This is a genomic window from Paenibacillus sp. IITD108, from assembly GCF_036541265.1.
GTDB lineage: Bacteria > Bacillota > Bacilli > Paenibacillales > Paenibacillaceae > Pristimantibacillus.
Window position 1 is genome coordinate 1 of sequence record NZ_JAZHCT010000057.1, and the last position, 18,114, is coordinate 18,114.

The window sequence follows — 18,114 nt, forward strand, 5'->3', positions numbered from 1 at the left end:
TCTGGGGGTGACAACGTAGTATGTTGTCATGAATGTTTTTCATATACAATTAAGTGCTCCGCGCCCAAACGCGCGAATGTATATGATTTTTCATATACAATCGGGCGATCCGCGTCCAAACGCGCGAATGTATATGATTTTTCATATACAATCGAGCGATCCGCATCCAAACGCGCGAATGTATATGATTTTTCATATACATTCGCGCGTTGCCCTACACATGCCCGCCCGTCGGCCCTACATGCATCTACACTACATGCCCATCTGCCCTGCATGCGTCTGCACCACGCGCCATCAGTTGCAGGTTTTACTGCTTCACCAGCTCGACGTTATCAAAATAGAAGCTGCCTGTCTGCCCTTTGTACGCATGAAGCACAACTCGTACCTGGCTTCCTGACGCTGTAAAGGTTAGCTGCTTGTTTTGCACGCTGCCGCTCGAGCTGCCGACCTCATACACGCTCGTGCCATCGTAAACGCGCAAGTAGCCAAAGGTTTGCCCGTCTGAGCTGTTCATATCCGCTCGCAGCGTATATGTTTCCGATGGCGTAACGGATACAAGCTGCTCAGCCTCTGCACTAAATGTTGTCGCTGGCTGCAGCTTCATTTGTCCTGCGGAAAGTTCCACTATTGCAGGTGCAGCAGATATATTGGTCCAGTGCTGTGTTCCCGAAAAGTCGCCATTTTGAATCAGATTGACAGCTGGCGGCCCGCTCGGAGTTGGTGTTGGCGTAATGGTTGGTGTTGGCGTAACGGTCGGCGTAGGCGTAACGGTTGGTATTGGTGTAACTATCGGTGTTGGCGTAATGGTTGGTGTCGGTGTAGGGATCACAGGCCCTCCGGATGCCTTTGGATATTCGGAATATTGGGCAAAGTCATAGCTGCCGGGGAAGACGCTCTCCATCACTTCTTCATCGCCTGCCTGATGGAATGGTGTAATTCGAACCCAGTCGATCTCCAGCTCGGACGTATCAAAATTTGCTTTTCCAGCCCAGCCGCGCGGGAACCATGCCCCAATCCAGAAACGGCTGGTACGGGTCGGAATATGAGTATAGGTTGTGTTGACCAGCTGGTCATCAACATAAAACTCAACCCGTGGTGTTTGCCCTGTATCGCCCGTATGCCAATCAAAGCGATAGGTATGGAACTGCCCATCATTTTGGGCGGCGCTTAGCGTGGTATAGTTTGTCGTATATTCATCATCATTTTCTCCGATCCAAGTGTTAAGAAGCGCTTTGCTGAAGGAGAAATCTTGGTGCGCAGGACCAGGCCGCCCCGGAAATTCGATATCAATCTCATGATTGATCGCATAATAGCCGTCTCCATCTTCACCACAGCCTACTTCTTTGCAAATAAAGCCAGGATCATCTGGATACAGCTCTTCATAGTGGAACGTCCACAGTGCTGAGGCGACACCCGGATCCGGAGCTACTTTCATTCTTACCTCATAGCTGCCTGAAGCGTAATAGTTGGTCGTTGCGACTGCGGCGCCGACTCGTTTGCCGTCTGTCCGCTGCGAGCCATTTTTGTTAATGCCCATAACAGGGCCATTATAATAATTGCCATGCGCTTCAAGAATGAGATTTCCGTCCCGCAGCTTTACATTTTGCGGCACGACTCCGCCATTGAAGCTCGTTTCCCGGCTGAGCTGCCCGCCCCAATTTTTCTTGGCGATCATCCAATTTCCCGGATCAAGCGAACTGCTTGTAAAGTCATCGTAAAAGACATCCTCCGGTATAGTCGGGTCCAGATAGGACCAGCCGTCATTCGGATAGGTTTCGGGGAACCAATTATCGCCTTCCTGCTCGAAAGGAGTAATTTTCACCCAATCCACTTCAAGGGTTTCGATATCAAAATCAGGCGTTCCCGCCCAGCTGTTAGGAAACCATGCGCCAATCCACAATCTGCTTGCATGGGTAGGGACATGGTCAGTTGTTGTATGGATCAGCACATCATCGATGTAAAATTCAACCCGTTTTTGTTCGTTATCATCCCCCGTATGCCAATCAAAGCGATAAGTATGAAATTGCCCGTCATCAACTGCCTGCCCGAGGCTCGCATACTCAGTCGTGTACTCGTCATCATTTTCGCCTATCCAGGTATTGAACAAGCCTCTGTCAAAGGAAAAGTTCGTATGAGCCGGACCCGGACGTCCCGGAAATTCCATATCGATTTCATGATTGACCGCATAATAATCCTCGCCGCCTACAGGCTTGTTCTTGTACATAGGATCGCCAGGCTCATATTCCTCATAGTGGAATGTCCAAATGGCCGAAGCTACGCCAAGCTGAGGGGCAACCTTCATACGCACCTCGTATTTGCCAGATGCATAATAGTCCAAAGTAGCGATCGCACCGCCTACCCGTTTGCCGTCCGGGCGCAGGGAAAAATCACGGTTAATTCCTTTCACATCCCCGGTGTATTGATCACCGTAAGCTTCGATTACGAGCTTGCCATCTTGGACGGAGACATTTTGCGGCAGCACGCCGCCGTTGGCATTATTTCCGCCCCACTGCTTGAACGCAGTGAGCCATTTTGTCGTGTCCAATTTATTTCCTTGGAAATCATCGAAGAAAATACTTGTTTCAATTGCATCTGCTTTTAAAGCTCCTGGAGTTAGAAAAAGGGGACAAATCAGTACAACACAAAGCAACCGGTAAATCTGCTTTTTCAATGACATGATGATCCTCCTCTTATGGTTTATGGCCTTCTGACCACATTATTTGATTCCATATCCCGCCAAGTCAATAAAATTGTTGGAAATATAGAGGATTGCTACATACTCACAGAATTGACAACAGTAAATCAACAGATTTGCAACAGTTTGAGGGGAACGCTTCTTTAGCTTGCGGGTCCGGCGGTATATGCTTCAAACAATACAGTATCTGCTGCAAGCAACAGGGAAAGGAGAGGAGAAGTAATGAGAGGCAAGCCATTTAGTACGCAGCTGCTTAGAGATTCCAAACGTCATTATCAGCTGTATATGCTGGCAGTTCCAATGATTTTGTTTTACCTCATTTTTGTATACACGCCGATGTACGGCATTATTATCGCCTTCAAAGATTTTTCAATCGTGAAAGGAATCGCGGCAAGTCCTTGGGTGGGCTTTGAAAATTTTCGCAATGTGTTTGAAAACATTTTTTTTAAGCGTGCTTTTTTCAATACGTTATTTATTAGCTTTGGGAAGGTGCTGTTGGGCTTTCCAGTTCCGATTATTTTGGCGTTATTGCTTAATGAGGTCCGGATTCGCTGGTTCAAGGGATTGTTTCAAAATGTGATGATTATTCCTTACTTTTTATCCTGGGTCGTTTTTGCAGGTATTTTGGAAAATCTGTTCAATGCATCAGGTCTGATCAACGGGATTTTGGCGGTTAGGGACAGTGAGCCTATCGCTTTTCTGGCGGACACGAATTGGTTTCTCGGCATCGTTTTTGTCTCCGATATTATAAAAGGCGCAGGCTGGGAGACGATCATTTATTTGGCTGCGCTCAGTTCCATTGATCCGCAATTGTATGAAGCGGCTGAGGTGGACGGGGCGAACCGCTGGAAGCAAACCAAGCATATTACGCTGCCGGGCATTGCCAGCACGATCGTTATTTTATTGATTTTAAGAGTGGGCTATTTGATGTATGCAGGCTTTGAGCAAATTTTTGCGCTGTATTCGCCTATTGTTTATGAACGAGCAGATATACTCGATACATTCGTTTATCGCCTTGGCATTGAACAGGGCAATTACAGCTTTGCCGCAGCGGCCGGGTTATTCCAGGGACTAATTGGGTTGGTACTGTTATTCAGCGTTAACTGGATTACGAAACGAATGGGCTCCAGCGGTTTGTTCTAATAATGGCTAAGGAAGGAGGCGGAGCGCTATATGCTCGCGAAAAAAAGAACACCGCTGTCTCAAGTATTCATTGTGGCGGGGCTGACGGCATTCATGCTTTTGTTGATATTTCCGTTCTATTATGTGCTTATGATTTCCGTTATGCCTAATCAGAATTATGTAACGCAAGCGTATCACCTGCTGCCCAAAGGATTTACCCTGGAGTATTACGGGCTTATTTTTACGGATAAAAGAATGATAAATGCGGTGATTGTTTCGATCATCGTAACGGTAGCCGGTACCTTCCTCAATGTAATCGTAAGTGCGGCAGGCGGTTATGTGCTAACGAAAAGCAGTCTGCTATGGCATAAAGGGCTTAACCTGATGGTGATTATCCCTTTAATGTTCGGCGGCGGGTTAATACCGCTTTATCTCGTCATTAAAGGGTTGAATCTGACAGGCAGCCTTTGGGGGCTCATTTTGCCGTTTGTATGCAATTCCTTTTATATCATTTTAATGAAAAACTTTTTTGCCAGCCTGCCGGTTGAGCTGGAGGAAGCGGCCAAAATAGACGGCGCCAAGGAAGTGAAAGTATTCACCAAAATCGTGATGCCTTTATCAAAGCCGATTCTTGCGGTTATGACCTTGTTTTATGGCGTATTCCGCTGGAATGAATTTTTTTGGTCCGGCATTATCGTCGGTCCGGATAAATATCCGATGATGGTGCTGCTCAAGCAGCTTATTCGCCGGGTGGATTCACAGATGCAGATTCAGCTGCCCGGACTTGTGCCGATGTCGCTAACCTCGGCCATAATCGTTGTGATGGTTATTCCAATTGTGCTGGTTTCACCGCTAATTCAGAAGCATTTTGTTAAAGGGATGATTCTGGGGGCAGTTAAATCATAAAAAGGGATGAATATGAGGAGGAATGAATATGTTCAGAAGGTGGTTGCATTTTTCAGTTGTTATCATTTTAGTTATTGTGCTAGCTGCGTGCAGCAGCGGAAAGGGCGGATCAGAAAATCCGACAAGCTCGCCTAGTACGAATGGGGAAAAATCAAGTCCTCCTGCCAGCGCCTCGCCTTCACCGGAAGTAAAGGCTGAACCAAGGCCTATATCCATTTTCAGCTATGACAGATCCGATTACAGCGGCGATCGAGTCTTGAAGGAAATTGAAGAAAAAACGAACACTAAAATTACAATTCAACCGGGAATACCGTGGGATGAAGAGCAGCTGAATATGATGGTTATGTCCGACAGCATAGCGGATATCGTAACCATTATTGACAATGACAGCTTTGACCGGACAGGTCAGTGGATTAAAGAAGGCCTGCTAACACCAATCACACAGGAAATGCTGGATAAGTTTCCGAACCTGAAGCAGCTTGTGACTCAGGGCGAATTCAGCGATTTGAAGGTAAATGGCGATTACTATTTGATTCCGATGCGCGATGAGCCGCCGCTAGGCTCTGCGGGACAATTCGTTTTTCAAATCAGGCAGGACTGGCTGGATAAGCTGCAGCTGCCGATGCCGGCAACGACGGATGAATTTTTCGATACATTGGTGCAATTTAGAGATAAGGACCCGGACGACAACAATAAAGCTGACACTTACGGGCTGATTACTAATGGACTCGATAAGCTAGTTTCCTATAGCGTTGGCTTCTGGGGGCTGCCTCATGACGAAAGAAGCACAGGCTTTTTGAAAGTCGGCGATAATTATGAATACTGGGCGATTCAGCCCGAGGTGAAGGAAGCGCTGCGCTGGGTGAAAAAGCTGTACGATAATAAGCTGATTCATCCTGATACGTTGACGCAGACGAACATTGTACAGACAAGACCTGTATTTGCGGAAGGACGCATCGGTGTCACGGTAGAAAATATGAACTTTGACCAATTAATTAACCGCAACAATGCGCTGAAGACGAATGTGCCGAACGGAAATATTGTACAGATGGCGGCATTGAAGGGGCATGACGGACCTTACGGCTATTCGCAAGGAAATGGCCACTATGCATACACGGCGATATCCAGTAAAGCGAAGGATCCGATGGCTGCGGCTGAGCTGCTTGACTTTTTAATTTCCGAGGAAGGAACGAAGCTGAGCACGGTAGGCATAGAAGGTGTTCATTATACAATGAAGGACGGCAAGCTGGAGTGGAATTTGGAGGAGAAGAAAAAGGATGCCGGGTTTAATGAGAATACTTCTGGTCAATTCCATGAGCTGAACTGGGGGATCGTACGCTGGTCGCCAATGGTTAGCGAGTTTTATGTTAAAGCCTCAGAGGTAACGTTGCCACAATATGGTGAGATCGTAAACAAAAGCTTGGAGCAGGTCAATAAATATTTAATAGAGCCGGCCTCTTATAATGCGATTAATACAGAGTGGTCGCAATTTATGGGAACAGGCAAAACGCTGCAAAATGAATTTTTTATTCAAGCCGTGCAAGGCAAGATAGATATTGACGCAGGCTTTGATAAGTTCGTTGCAACTTGGAAAAGCGCAGGCGGCGAGCAGGCTATGAAGGCGATGAGCGAAACAATTAAAGCGAGCAAATAATGCCACTGAATCGATTAGATTAGAGCGGAAGATTTGATTGTGAAATTGACTTAAATGCAAATTTTGAATTTATTAGGGAAAAAATGTCTGTCTGGTGGTACTATAAAGAGAAGAAGGTTGGAGGCTGCCCGCTTGTAAATGGCGGGCAGCTATTGTCGCTGAGGAGGGCATATCATGGTTATAAAGCCGTTAAGCAGATCTATAGGATGCCTGATACTGCTCGCCTTGATATTGGCAACAGCATGCTCGCAAGCCAGGTCTCTTCCGAACGATAGCGAGCATAGAGAAAAAATAAGCATATATAGCTTTGACCGCCAGGATTATCAGACCAACCATGATCGGGTGCTCGCTTATATTGAGAAAGCTAACGATATGGATATCGAAATCAACACTGGGGTATGGGATGATTCCCAAATGGATGTGCTTATTGCGGCAGGAGATTATCCGGATATACTCACTATCGTTGATAGTGAGAATTATGGTCGGTTCAATAAATGGATTCGTGACGGCAAGCTTATTCCGTTTACACCTGAGCTGATTGATGGGCTTCCTAATTTGCAAAAAGCGCTCTCGATCGACAGGCTGGCAAACCTGAAGGTGAATGAAAGCTTCTATGGTTTGCCGATTCAAGATGAGCTGCCGTATGACAGTCCTGGCCAGCATGTGCTCATGATTCGCGAGGATTGGCTGAAAGCGCTTCAGCTGAAGCAGCCCGAAAGCTTGGAGGAGCTTGAGCAGGTGCTGACCGCCTTCAAGCAGCAGGACCCGGACGGCAATCAAATGGATGACACCTATGGGTTAATTTCTGACGGTCTGGCATCTATCGTCAAGCAGCTGATGGGGGCTTGGGGCATTCCGGTTGATGCACGCAGCACAGGCTTTTTACAGGTTGGCGAACAGTATGAATATTGGGTGATCCAGCCTGAAGTGAAAGAAGCTTTATATTATGTAAAGGGCTTGTATGATAAAAAGCTGATTCATCCCGACACGCTGTCAGCAAGCTCAAATGTACAAATCAGACCGAGATTTATTGAAGGGCGCACTGGAATCATTATTGATAATATGAATTTTGAAGAGCTGGTAAAAAAAGAAGAGCAGCTGCAGCGCAATATGCCGCGGGCCCAGCTTACGATATTGCCCGCACCTGCCGGACCGGCGGGTGAGCGCGGCTACAGCGTCGGATCGGGATATTGGGGCTATACGGTCATTACAGACCGGGCCGCCAATCCGCGTGCGGCGGCTGAGCTGCTCGATTATTTGCTGTCAGAGGAAGGAGAACGATTAACGCTTTACGGTGTTCCTGATATTCATTATAAAGAGCAGGATGGAAGGTTCAAGCTCAATATGGAAGAGAGGAGCAAGGATATTGGCTTTCATTCTGCGACGACGGGAGCGCCTCATGAATTGAATTGGGGCATCGTAAGCTGGTCCAGAATGACGGAAGAGCCATATTTGCAGCTGCGTGATCAGACCATCCCAGGCTTCTCCTCGAAGGTGAAGAACAATCTGGAAAATGCCCGAGAGCACTTGATCTATCCGTCTGCCTTCCATATTGCAACTCCGGAATGGATATCGTTCAAGGCGAATTCCGATCAGCTCTATGATGAGTATTTCAGCAAGATGATTCGAGGGCAGCTGGATATAGAAAAAGGCTTTGCCGAATTTGTACAGAAGTGGAAAAGCTCCGGCGGAGAAAGAGCGATGAAAGAGATGAGCGATGCGATTAAGGCGGCTCAATAAGGAATGAAAAAGGTGGGATAAGCAAGTGGTCAGATTCCAGCAATGGCTTTATCAAACGTTTATCCGCAGCAGGCTGCCGTTTTATTTTGCTATTGTTGTTCTGCTTGTTATTGCCCTGCTTATTGTACCGCTTTATTTCACGTTCTCCAAAAATTTGCGTACTCAAATTACAGGCATCAATGCTTCACTCCTGTCGCAGATTGAGAATCAGCTGGATACGATGCTGAAGGATATTGATCGTTCGTCAATTAAAATTTTAGAGGATGCCGATGTAAAGCAGTTTATATTTTTATCAAAGAACAATTTGTTTGAAGATGTTGAGGACTACCAATCCGCACTTAAGAAAATGTATGACAAGCTGGCCGGAGAAGAAAAAATCCATGGGAATATGATAGCTGTTTCATTATATATTCCAGGGGCAAGTCAGGTTGTTATGAGTAAATTTACAAAATCTATTGCGGATTACGAAGATCACCAGCTGCTCGAGGAGCTGGTAGCAAGTGATTTGCCGAGCAGCGGTTGGCTGGGCAAGCGGCTTACCGAGACGAATTACATTAGCGGGTATGCTGCCGAACAGGAAGTGTTCAGCTTCTATCGCCATTTGACAAACGATGGAATCGTGAATGACGCCTTGCTGCTCATTAATGTAAGATTAGACCGGCTCAGCGGTTTGTTTAAAAATTTGGACAGCGAATATCCGCTTGGCATTACGATCGCGGATGAAAGCAGGCAGCTGATATATACACAAGCGAAGGGTCTTGATATCGGTGCTTATTTGCAGCATGCTTCTCCGCAGGATGATTATTTTGTTTCCAAGGTGCAGTCTCGCTATAATTTGTGGGAATACGGGGTAATCGTGCCGAAGAAGTGGTTGTTTGCACCGATGCAGTTCATTACGAAGGTTACAATTTTGCTTACGATCGTTGTCATCTTATTCGGATTGTTTGTATCGATGTATTTAACGAAACGCTTTTATCGGCCGTTTGATGCTCTGCTCGCGCGGCTAAAAGGAAAGCTGCCTTCAGAAGCACAGCAGCCTGCACAGGTCGATCAGCTGCAATATGCGTTTAGCTGGATGATGGATTACACCGAACAATACAGCAAAATTATGAAGGATAATTACTCTGTTATTAAAAATAAAAGCCTGCTAGACATATTAAAAGGCAATAAGTGGGCGGGCAAGGACTATGTAACACTTCGGCTGGATGAGTCAGCGGCAGTTTTTCAGGTCATTAGCTGCCATTGTGACGAGGTAAGCGAGCTTAGTGAGCAGGATAAAGGGTTGTTCGTCTTTGCGGGGGTTAATATTGCCGAAGAGACGGTCAATTATGAGGGCTATCAATTTGAAACGGTGTATATTGATGAGCAATCGTTCGCTATTGTGTTTAGCGGCGGCGATTCCTATCCCGAACCGGATCGCTTCGGTGAACTGCTGGAAGTTTTAAAGCAGCGGTTGAAGCTGTATTTGAAGTACAATTGGACGATAGGTGTAGGCAATCGATATGCAGAGTTCAGACAAATTGAAACCTCTTACCGGGAATCGCAGACAGCACTTCGTTATCGGATCGTAAGCGGAAATGGCAGTCTGATCCGCTTTAAGGACCTGCAGCTTTATAATGAGCTGACCCTGTCCGAGAATGAATGGATGAGGCTGAAGGATGACATTATGAATCATATACGGGTTCATAATGAAGAAGAGGCCTATACGGCTATACGGCTTTTTGGCGAGTGGATAAGCAGGCATGCCTACCCTAATGAGCATTTGAACCGCATTTATTATTATTACAACTCTGTGTTTATGGAGCTGGAGACGATTATATTTGAGCTTAATCTGAATCGTGATGCTATCATTCCTAATGTGAGGTATTCCATTGGAACAAGTCATCAGGCTTTAACGATTACGGAGCTGGAGCAATTGCTGCTCACCTGCTGCCGAGAGCTGATTCTGGCTCTATCTTCGCAAAAGCAGCAAGCACGATCTGCGCTTGTCCAATCGATTCTCACCTATATAGAGACGGAGTATCAGGCGCAGCATTTAAGTCTGGAAAGCGCGGCTGAGCGATTTAATATGAATCCATCTTATTTCGGGCAAATCATTAAAAGAGAAACGAATAAAACCTTCCTGCAGTATTTGAGCTATATTCGCATTCAAAAGGCGAAGGAGCTGCTGGACGATCATGAGTTGAAAATACAGGAAGTAGCCGAAGCGACGGGCTATGGCAATCGTTCTACTTTTATACGCGTGTTCAAGGCGCAGGTAGGCATTACACCTTCCGAGTATCGCAACAGACTTATGACGGGCTGAGATGTAAACAGGCATAGTGCAAACAGGTAGGGTAAAACAGGTATAGTGCAAACAGGTATAGTGCAAACAGGTATGAGAATAGTGCAAACAGGCATTGTGCAAACAGGTATTAGAAAACAGGCGTTAGGAGCAAACAGGTATGAGTTGCAACAAGGTATGAGGTGCATATAGGTATGGGATGCAAAAAGCAGCGGGCTGAGGACGGTACCTTGTTTTTCGTCTCTAGCTGGTCAGACGATCCGTTATTATGCTCAAAATCGCAGTTTTGAGGTGCCAAAGTGACAGACGTTCCGCTATTGATCCATAAATCGCAGAAAAAGCCCTACTTAGAGCCGAATAGCGGAATGAGTGACCGCGAAATTAAAAAAATGGCGCTTTCAAGGCAAATAGCGGAACGTGTGACCATGTCGAATCATTATAGGCAACCTTGCAGATCAAGCAGGTTTGGAGCCAGCATTTGGACGCATGGTTCAGTCAGTTTGAGGAGCATCTGTGCAAGATACTGAACAGATATTATGAGGCTATGACAGACATTTATCCAGAAAAGTAGAAAAGTAGAAAAGTAGAAAAGTAGAAAAGCAGATTCTAAGGAGTTGTTTGGATGATCGGCAAAAGCTGATGTCTGAACAACTCTTTTTTGTAAATAAAAGCTTCCCTCTATCTGCTAACCTATTATAATAAAAGAACAGAGACAGCACTGCTTGTATCGGTATAGAATACATCATCGACGGATGCGGAAAGCAAGGGGTTGAGTAAAAAATGAAAGCGTTTCAATATATGCTTCCTTCCAGAACTAAAACGAATTCTTTGTTTGTTCATCTTATTTTAGCCTTTTTATCGATCATTATTGTTCTTGTTACTCTTCACTTTATTACGATTTCGATCTCCTCCAACAAAGTAAGAGAGGAAATTATTAAATACAATACGCTGAATCTCAATAATACGGTCGAGAGCTATGAGAAGCATTTTGAGCTGTTGAAGGGAACGATGCTGTCCTTTTTAATCCATGACGATGTGCGCCAGTTTTATAAATCGAGTCAGTACATTAAGTTTCCGACTATTCAGGCAGAAATACAAAAGATAGTCAGCAATTCAAATTTATTTATACGCGATGTGTTTCTTTATTCCAAAACGACGTCGCAAATACTGGATAAAAGCAAAAGTACAAGCCCTGCATCGATGTTCGGCGTTTTTATGTACAACCCTCAGTATACAGAGCAGTTTTGGGAGGGGCAGTTTGAAGCGGATTTTGCTTATAAAGTATTGCCGGCAGTCCGATTTGAGGACAGAACATCATCACGAGCTTCGGTCACATCCGATCAGCTTCTTCCAGTGTTGTTCAAAGGATATGCACCGGATCAATTTTATATTGCCGCGCTAATGGATGCCAAAGGGATGCTGGATCAATTTCATATTTCTTTAAACGAAAATCTGGTTATTCTGGATGGACAGCATACCATTTATTCCAATGCTATGCCTCAAATGGCGGAAGCTATGCCCGAACAGATGCCTGCAGACAAACAATATGTGCTATCCAATCAACACTACTATTTTTATGGTAAAGGCGAGCAAACCGGTTTTACCTATGTTCATATTGTTCCACAAGAAAGCATTGCTGCTCAAATGAAAATGAAAGCGACCCTGCTCTTTGTTTTGTTTGCCGCAATCTTTGCAAGTATTACTGCAGCCCTGCTGTTTATCCGAAAAATCAACAATCCGCTCAAGCGAGTGATTGAGGCTCTTGGTGATATGAATGCGGGTCTTGATCTGCAGGGAAGCAAAATCAAGGAATTTCATCTGATAAGCGACCGCTTCAAGCAATTAGTAAAGGCGAAACAGAGCATTCATAAGGAACTGGATCAGGAAAAGGAACAGAGTCGTCATTATTCCTATATGAGACAGCTCAAAGAAATTCAGTTTAGCGGGGGCTTGAGCAAGCAGCAGGAGTTATCCTTTACAGAGCAGCCGTTTGTTGTTTTGCTGTTTGAGTTTATTTTTAAGCAACGCAGTGAGCAACTTAAGGATACGGAGAAAAAATGGTATTTGTATGCAAAAGAGTTTGTGGATTTATCTGTAGCAAGAGGCGGAAAAGAAGCTTTAACCTTGCAAATGGAGCGTAATCAGGTGCTGAGTCTGTTGTTTTTGGATAGCGGGCAGCAGCTGGAGGAGATACTTGGCAAAGTAAAAGCGGTATTTGATCTGGATCGTGATTCCGGTTATGCGGTTATTGCGGTAAGCTCAGTGTACGACAATTCTGCAGAACTGACAAAAGCGTATGAGGAAGCTGCAAGCTATATGCAGTATCAAATGTTCCATGATGAGACGCAAATTCTGTCGGCAGCGGCAATGAGCAAGCTGCAGCCTTTATTTGACACTCATATCGTCGCTTCCGAGCAACAGCTGGATGCACAGATTAGTCAGGGTAACAGGACGGAAGCCGTGGAGCTGCTCCAAAAATCATTGGCGGAACTCCAGAAAAGAGGGAGTACGAGGACAGTTGTTGCTGCTTTTATAAAAAGAGTAACGGATAAAGCGCTGAGAGCACTTCATCTGGCAGGCGTACCGGATACAGAGCTGAACGATTTTTCCAGTGCTATTAAGCGTCTTGACCAGACATGCGATTTTGTTGAATTGGAGCATGCTTTTATTCCTTTGCTGGAACAGCTCTGCAAGCGTATCGAGGAACAAAAGCCGCAACAAAGCGATACGGCTATTACATTTATTACTACATACATTAAAGAGCATTTGGCAGAGGAAATTTACTTGGATGCGTTAGCGCAAAAACTGAAAATGAGCAGCGGTTATTTATCGGTTTATTTTAAAGAAAAAACAGGACAGAACTTTATCGACTATTTAAACGAGATGAGAATTGAACAAGCCAAGCATTTGCTGGAGCACACCGATTTGAAAGTAAGAGAGATTGCCGTGCAATGCGGCTACCAAAATATTAACTCATTCAACCGTATGTTCAAAAAATTTACGGGTACGACGCCAGGAGAACACCGCAAACAGAATTTTAGTGACCAATAGACTGTTTTTTATATTGTGGTACATTTTTTAGATTGCTAATTTATCGTGAAGGTTATGTAAAACTGCCGATTTACCCTCAATAAGCTTGCCGGATATAGTGAGGATGTCACCCGAAAGGGTCATGAAGTGAAGTTGAGAGGGGAATGGTGAAAGAATGAACGTGCTATTGAAAACGAAAAAACAGCGTTCAACTAGGTATGGGCTGATTATTGCTATTTTATCCATACTGCTGGTCCTGCAAGCTTGCGGCGGAAACAATTCAGGTCAACCGACGGAAACAGGAAATTCGGGCAATGCCAAACCAAGCGCTAGTGAAGGTACAGGCGATAAGCCAATTACGCTTCGAATGTTTACTAACATCAACCAGGGCTGGCCTTATAGCAAGGAGTGGCCGATATGGAAATGGATTGAAGAGGACACGAATATTGCTTTGAATGTAGAAATACCTACAGGAAACTACCATGATACACTTGCGCTTAATATTGCTTCAAAAGATTTGCAGGATATTATTTATGTGCCAAGTGAATTGACCAACAAGTATGGAACAGAGGGCGTATTTTTGGATCTGTCCAAGCACTTGGATGAGCTGCCGAACGTAAAACGATTTTTGGAAGAAAATCCGCATATCAAGTCGAGAGTGACAGCTCCAGATGGTGAGATATTTCATATCTTGCATGACGGAGCGGGCATTACGAATCAAATGATATTGTTTTACCGCGAGGATATATTTGCCAAGCACAATTTGCAGCCGCCGACTACATGGGAAGAGCTGTATGAAGTAAGCAAGGAGCTGAAGAAGCTTTATCCGGATAGCTTTCCATTTATTTATCGCCACGGGCTAGGTAATTTAATGAATTTTGCGCCGTCATTCGGGACATTCCCTGCCTACTTCCCTGACCCGGAAACAGGTAAAGTGCGCTATGGTCCGACAGAGCCGCAGTTCAAAGATTTGATTGCTTATTTGAATCAATTTTATAAAGAAAAGCTGTCGCCGCCTGATTTTCTGTCAATGGATCCAAAAACATGGACACAAGCGATGCTGACTAACCAGTCCTTTATTACAGTGCAGTACATTGGGCAAATGGAAATTATTAATAATCAATTGTCGGAAGGACATTTGAAGCTGCTGCCTCCTCCGGCAGGAACAGGCGGCAAAGGCTATATAGCCGATACTAACTATGAAGTGCACGGCTTTGCGATCTTCTCGCAAACAAAAAATAAGGAAGCTGCTCTCAAACTGCTCGACTATTACTACTCTGACCAGGGAAAAGAAACGTTAAGCTGGGGCAGAGAGAATGAAACGTATATCGTGGACAATGGAGAAAAGAAATTTAAGCCAGAGTTCAAGGAATTTACCGATTTGCGTAAAAATATGGGGATTATGACTCCTGGAACATATGGTGAATTTGATACCAGTGCGTTAATCAGCATTATTAACGAGCAAGAAAGCTATGCCTATGAGGAGGCGCCTAAATATGCCTTCCCGGTACAGGTCGTTACGCCTAACTTTAAAGAGGAGGAGCTGGAGCGATTCCAATTGCTGCAGGAGCCTATTACCAAGCATTATGAAGAGAATATGGCCAAGTTTATTATAGGCGAACGCTCGCTTGATCAATGGGATGATTATGTAGCAGAAGCGGAAAAGCTTGGAATCGAGGAAGTAAAAGCCATGCATCAGACCGCGTGGGATCGTCAGTCAGGCAGCAAGTAGTGCAATTTGCCTGTAGCAGCATCTTCATAGAAGTTGTTCTGTTACAGGCAGGTCTTTAACAGGAGGTGGAGACAGCGTGAAAATTCGCGCGGGAGGCAGCCTGGTAAAGGGATTGGCACGGGATAAATACTTGTTGCTATTACTGGCGCCCACAGTTTTATACTATATCATTTTTAAATATATTCCGATGTTCGGCATTGTCATCTCCTTTAAGAACTACAGTCTTTTTAAGGGGATTTGGGACAGTGATTGGGTTGGTTTAAAGTACTATATCCAATTTTTCTCAAATAAAGATTCATTTAACATTATACGCAACACCTTCTTGCTGGGGTTTTACAAAATATTGTTCAGCTTCCCAGTCCCAATTGCGCTCGCTTTGTTACTGAACGAAGTGAGGGTTGCGGTATATAAACGCTTTGTGCAGACAGTCAGTTATTTGCCGCATTTTATTTCAACCGTCGTTGTTGTGGGCATGGTAACGATGTTTTTGTCGCCAACGACAGGAATCGTCAATCAATTTATTGAATGGCTCGGTTATGAACCGATTAACTTTCTGCAAAGCGCAGGCTGGTTCCGTACAGTATACGTGACTTCGGAAATTTGGCAGGAGGCAGGCTGGAGCTCGATTATTTACCTGGCTGCATTGACCGCTATCGATCCCCAGCTGTATGAAGCTGCCGATATGGACGGGGCTAACCGCTGGAAGAAGATGAAGCATATTACTTTGCCGGGCATTGCGCCAGCTATCGTTATTATATTAATTTTGAATATTGGCAAAATGATCGATATTGGATTTGAGAAAGTATTTTTGCTCTATAACCCTGCTACTTACGAGACAGCTGATATTATATCAACCTATGTATACCGTACTGGTATTGTACAAGGGAATTTCTCTTACGGTACAGCAATCGATTTGTTTATGGGTTTGATCAGTCTCGTCTTTTTGAGCGGAGCCAATTACATTAGCCGCAAAATTGGCGGCAACAGTCTATGGTAGGGGATGAGTATGAGACTAAAACTGCAGTGGTTTTCCGTAGTGAATGTGCTTTTGTTGCTAATTGTTGCACTGGCAACGCTATACCCGTTTATTTATATGCTTGCTGTATCCTTCAGCTCAATGGAATATGTATTGCAAAACAAAGTCAGTATATGGCCCAAAGGCTTTAACTTGAAAGTCTATGAATACGTGCTGAGGGATGAGCGTATTTGGATGGGATATAAAAATACACTAATTTATACAACTTTAGGTACGCTTCTTTCCCTTATTGTTACTGCGATGGGGGCATATGCGCTATCAAGACGAATACTTGTGTTCAAAAAGTTTTTTCTTATGATGATCGTCTTCACGATGCTGTTTAGCGGCGGGATGATTCCAACATTTCTCGTAGTAAGAGATTTGGGCTTTATGAATACGATTTGGGCGATGATTATACCGGGGCTTGTATCTACCTGGAATTTGATTATTATGCGTACTTTTTTTCAGGGGATTCCCTATGAATTAATTGAGTCTGGCAAAATCGACGGATTAAATGAATTAGGCATCTTTGCTCGTATAGTCATGCCGCTTTCCAAATCGGTATTGGCAACGATCGGGCTCTTCTATGCGGTTGGCATCTGGAACAATTTCTTTAGCGCACTATTGTATTTACGGATGGAAAGCCTGTTCCCGCTGCAAGTATTTCTTAGAAATATTGTGCTTGCCGGGCAATACCAGGATGGCGCAGTAATGGGCGGAGCCGATGGAGAGATGCTTATCGATGAGCCGTTAAAATTCGCAACGATACTTGTTTCTACTTTGCCGATTATTATGGTGTATCCGTTTATTCAGCAATATTTTGTAAAGGGCGTACTGATCGGTTCCGTGAAAGGATAAGCAACAATTGGATATGGAGGATTAGTGATGGAAAAGATTTCGACAAGTGAAGCGCAGGAAATGCCGCATTACTGGCGCAACAGCTTGCTTCATATTGAACAAGCCTTAAAGCAGGTGAAACGCGGTCAAGTCCGGAGTTTGGCTGTCTCGGCAGGGGGACGCGAAATCGCGGTAGTTGAATATGGGGAAAAGCAGCCGTACAATCGTCTAGCGAACTACAACTCTGCTTGTGGTGCAGGCGATACACGTTATTACAAGGACAAAACAATCAATAATCGCCCGGTTATTCTTATTATTGGCGGCATTCATGGAGGAGAGCTGGAGGGCGTATCAGCAGTGCTTAATCTGATTCATATGTTGGAAACAGGAACAGATTTGCGCGGAAAACAACTTATCGATGCCGACCGGGTGCTGGAACAATTCCGCTTATTGCTCATTCCATGCATGAATCCGGATGGGCGCGCTCGTGTGCCTGTTGAATCAGTGCTTGGCATGACTATGGAGGAGCTGCGCTACTTTGTGCAGGGGGCATGGCAGGATGGCTCGCTATGCGGCTGGCCGGATTGTAAAGCTATCCATCCTATACTGGAGCATGCGGGTCATTTGGGAGGATACTTCAACGATAACGGCATTAATATGATGCATGATCAGTTTTTTATGCCGTGGGCAGAGGAAACTAAGGCGCTCTTGAAGCTGGCGGATGAGGAAGCGGCGGATGTTTCTGTACAATTGCACGGGGGAACGAATGTAGTCAATCAGATTTTGAATACTGCCTATATTCCTCTATCGGTGAAACGAAAGCAGCTGGAGTTTTGCGAGCAACTAAAAAAAGTTAGCGATGAACGAGGGCTTCGCTATTTGGTCAATGAACTGAACGAGCGGGACGGCGAAGCGGGATGCCCGCCGTCATTTAATTTGGCATCAGCGATGCATCATGTAAGCGGCGGCATGAGTATGGTCTATGAAACAAATATGGGGCTTGACGCACCGGGCGAGTGCTATGGCTATGAAGAGATTATGGACAGTCATATGACATTGTTTGAGCAGTTGTTTCTTTTTAACTATTCGATCGAGTAAG

General features: G+C 44.9%; 11 protein-coding genes. 10 read left to right on the forward strand and 1 reads right to left on the reverse strand.

Features of this window, described 5'->3' with window-relative positions; genetic code table 11:
• Window positions 1–307: 307 nt before the first annotated feature.
• Window positions 308–2,677: a glycoside hydrolase family 16 protein gene (locus V1L65_RS27595; RefSeq protein ID WP_331702549.1), complete on the reverse strand. Its 2,370-nt coding sequence runs from the start codon at window positions 2,675–2,677 to the stop codon at window positions 308–310.
• Window positions 2,678–2,917: 240 nt separating this feature from the next.
• On the opposite strand from V1L65_RS27595, the gene V1L65_RS27600 reads away from it, so the two are divergent.
• The 10 genes from V1L65_RS27600 (at window position 2,918) to V1L65_RS27645 (ending at window position 18,113) form a co-directional block, all read left to right on the forward strand.
• A complete protein-coding gene (locus V1L65_RS27600) occupies window positions 2,918–3,838 on the forward strand; it encodes an ABC transporter permease (RefSeq protein WP_331702550.1) in 921 nt (306 codons plus the stop codon).
• A gap of 30 nt (window positions 3,839–3,868) precedes the next feature.
• The gene (locus V1L65_RS27605) at window positions 3,869–4,723 is read left to right on the forward strand and encodes a carbohydrate ABC transporter permease (RefSeq protein WP_331702551.1); all 855 of its coding nucleotides are present in this window, start codon (window positions 3,869–3,871) and stop codon (window positions 4,721–4,723) included.
• A 28-nt stretch (window positions 4,724–4,751) separates the two neighbouring features.
• Window positions 4,752–6,377, forward strand: coding sequence for an extracellular solute-binding protein (locus V1L65_RS27610; RefSeq protein WP_331702552.1), 1,626 nt, complete (start codon window positions 4,752–4,754; stop codon window positions 6,375–6,377).
• A gap of 174 nt (window positions 6,378–6,551) precedes the next feature.
• Window positions 6,552–8,117 carry an extracellular solute-binding protein gene (locus V1L65_RS27615; RefSeq protein WP_331702553.1) on the forward strand — a complete coding sequence of 522 codons (1,566 nt, stop codon included), beginning with the start codon at window positions 6,552–6,554 and terminating at the stop codon, window positions 8,115–8,117.
• A gap of 25 nt (window positions 8,118–8,142) precedes the next feature.
• Window positions 8,143–10,422, forward strand: a complete 2,280-nt coding sequence (locus tag V1L65_RS27620; protein WP_331702554.1) for a helix-turn-helix domain-containing protein — start codon at window positions 8,143–8,145, stop codon at window positions 10,420–10,422.
• A 759-nt stretch (window positions 10,423–11,181) separates the two neighbouring features.
• Window positions 11,182–13,452, forward strand: a complete 2,271-nt coding sequence (locus tag V1L65_RS27625; protein WP_331702555.1) for a helix-turn-helix domain-containing protein — start codon at window positions 11,182–11,184, stop codon at window positions 13,450–13,452.
• A gap of 154 nt (window positions 13,453–13,606) precedes the next feature.
• Complete coding sequence (locus V1L65_RS27630) at window positions 13,607–15,163, forward strand: extracellular solute-binding protein (RefSeq protein ID WP_331702556.1); 1,557 nt, start codon at window positions 13,607–13,609, stop codon at window positions 15,161–15,163.
• Between the two features lie 76 nt (window positions 15,164–15,239).
• Window positions 15,240–16,160 carry an ABC transporter permease gene (locus tag V1L65_RS27635; protein ID WP_331702557.1) on the forward strand — a complete coding sequence of 307 codons (921 nt, stop codon included), beginning with the start codon at window positions 15,240–15,242 and terminating at the stop codon, window positions 16,158–16,160.
• 9 nt (window positions 16,161–16,169) lie between these two features.
• Window positions 16,170–17,036: a carbohydrate ABC transporter permease gene (locus V1L65_RS27640; protein ID WP_331702558.1), complete on the forward strand. Its 867-nt coding sequence runs from the start codon at window positions 16,170–16,172 to the stop codon at window positions 17,034–17,036.
• Between the two features lie 27 nt (window positions 17,037–17,063).
• Entirely contained in the window at window positions 17,064–18,113 is a 1,050-nt protein-coding gene (locus tag V1L65_RS27645) for a M14 family zinc carboxypeptidase (RefSeq protein WP_331702560.1), read from the forward strand.
• Window position 18,114 lies beyond the last annotated feature (1 nt).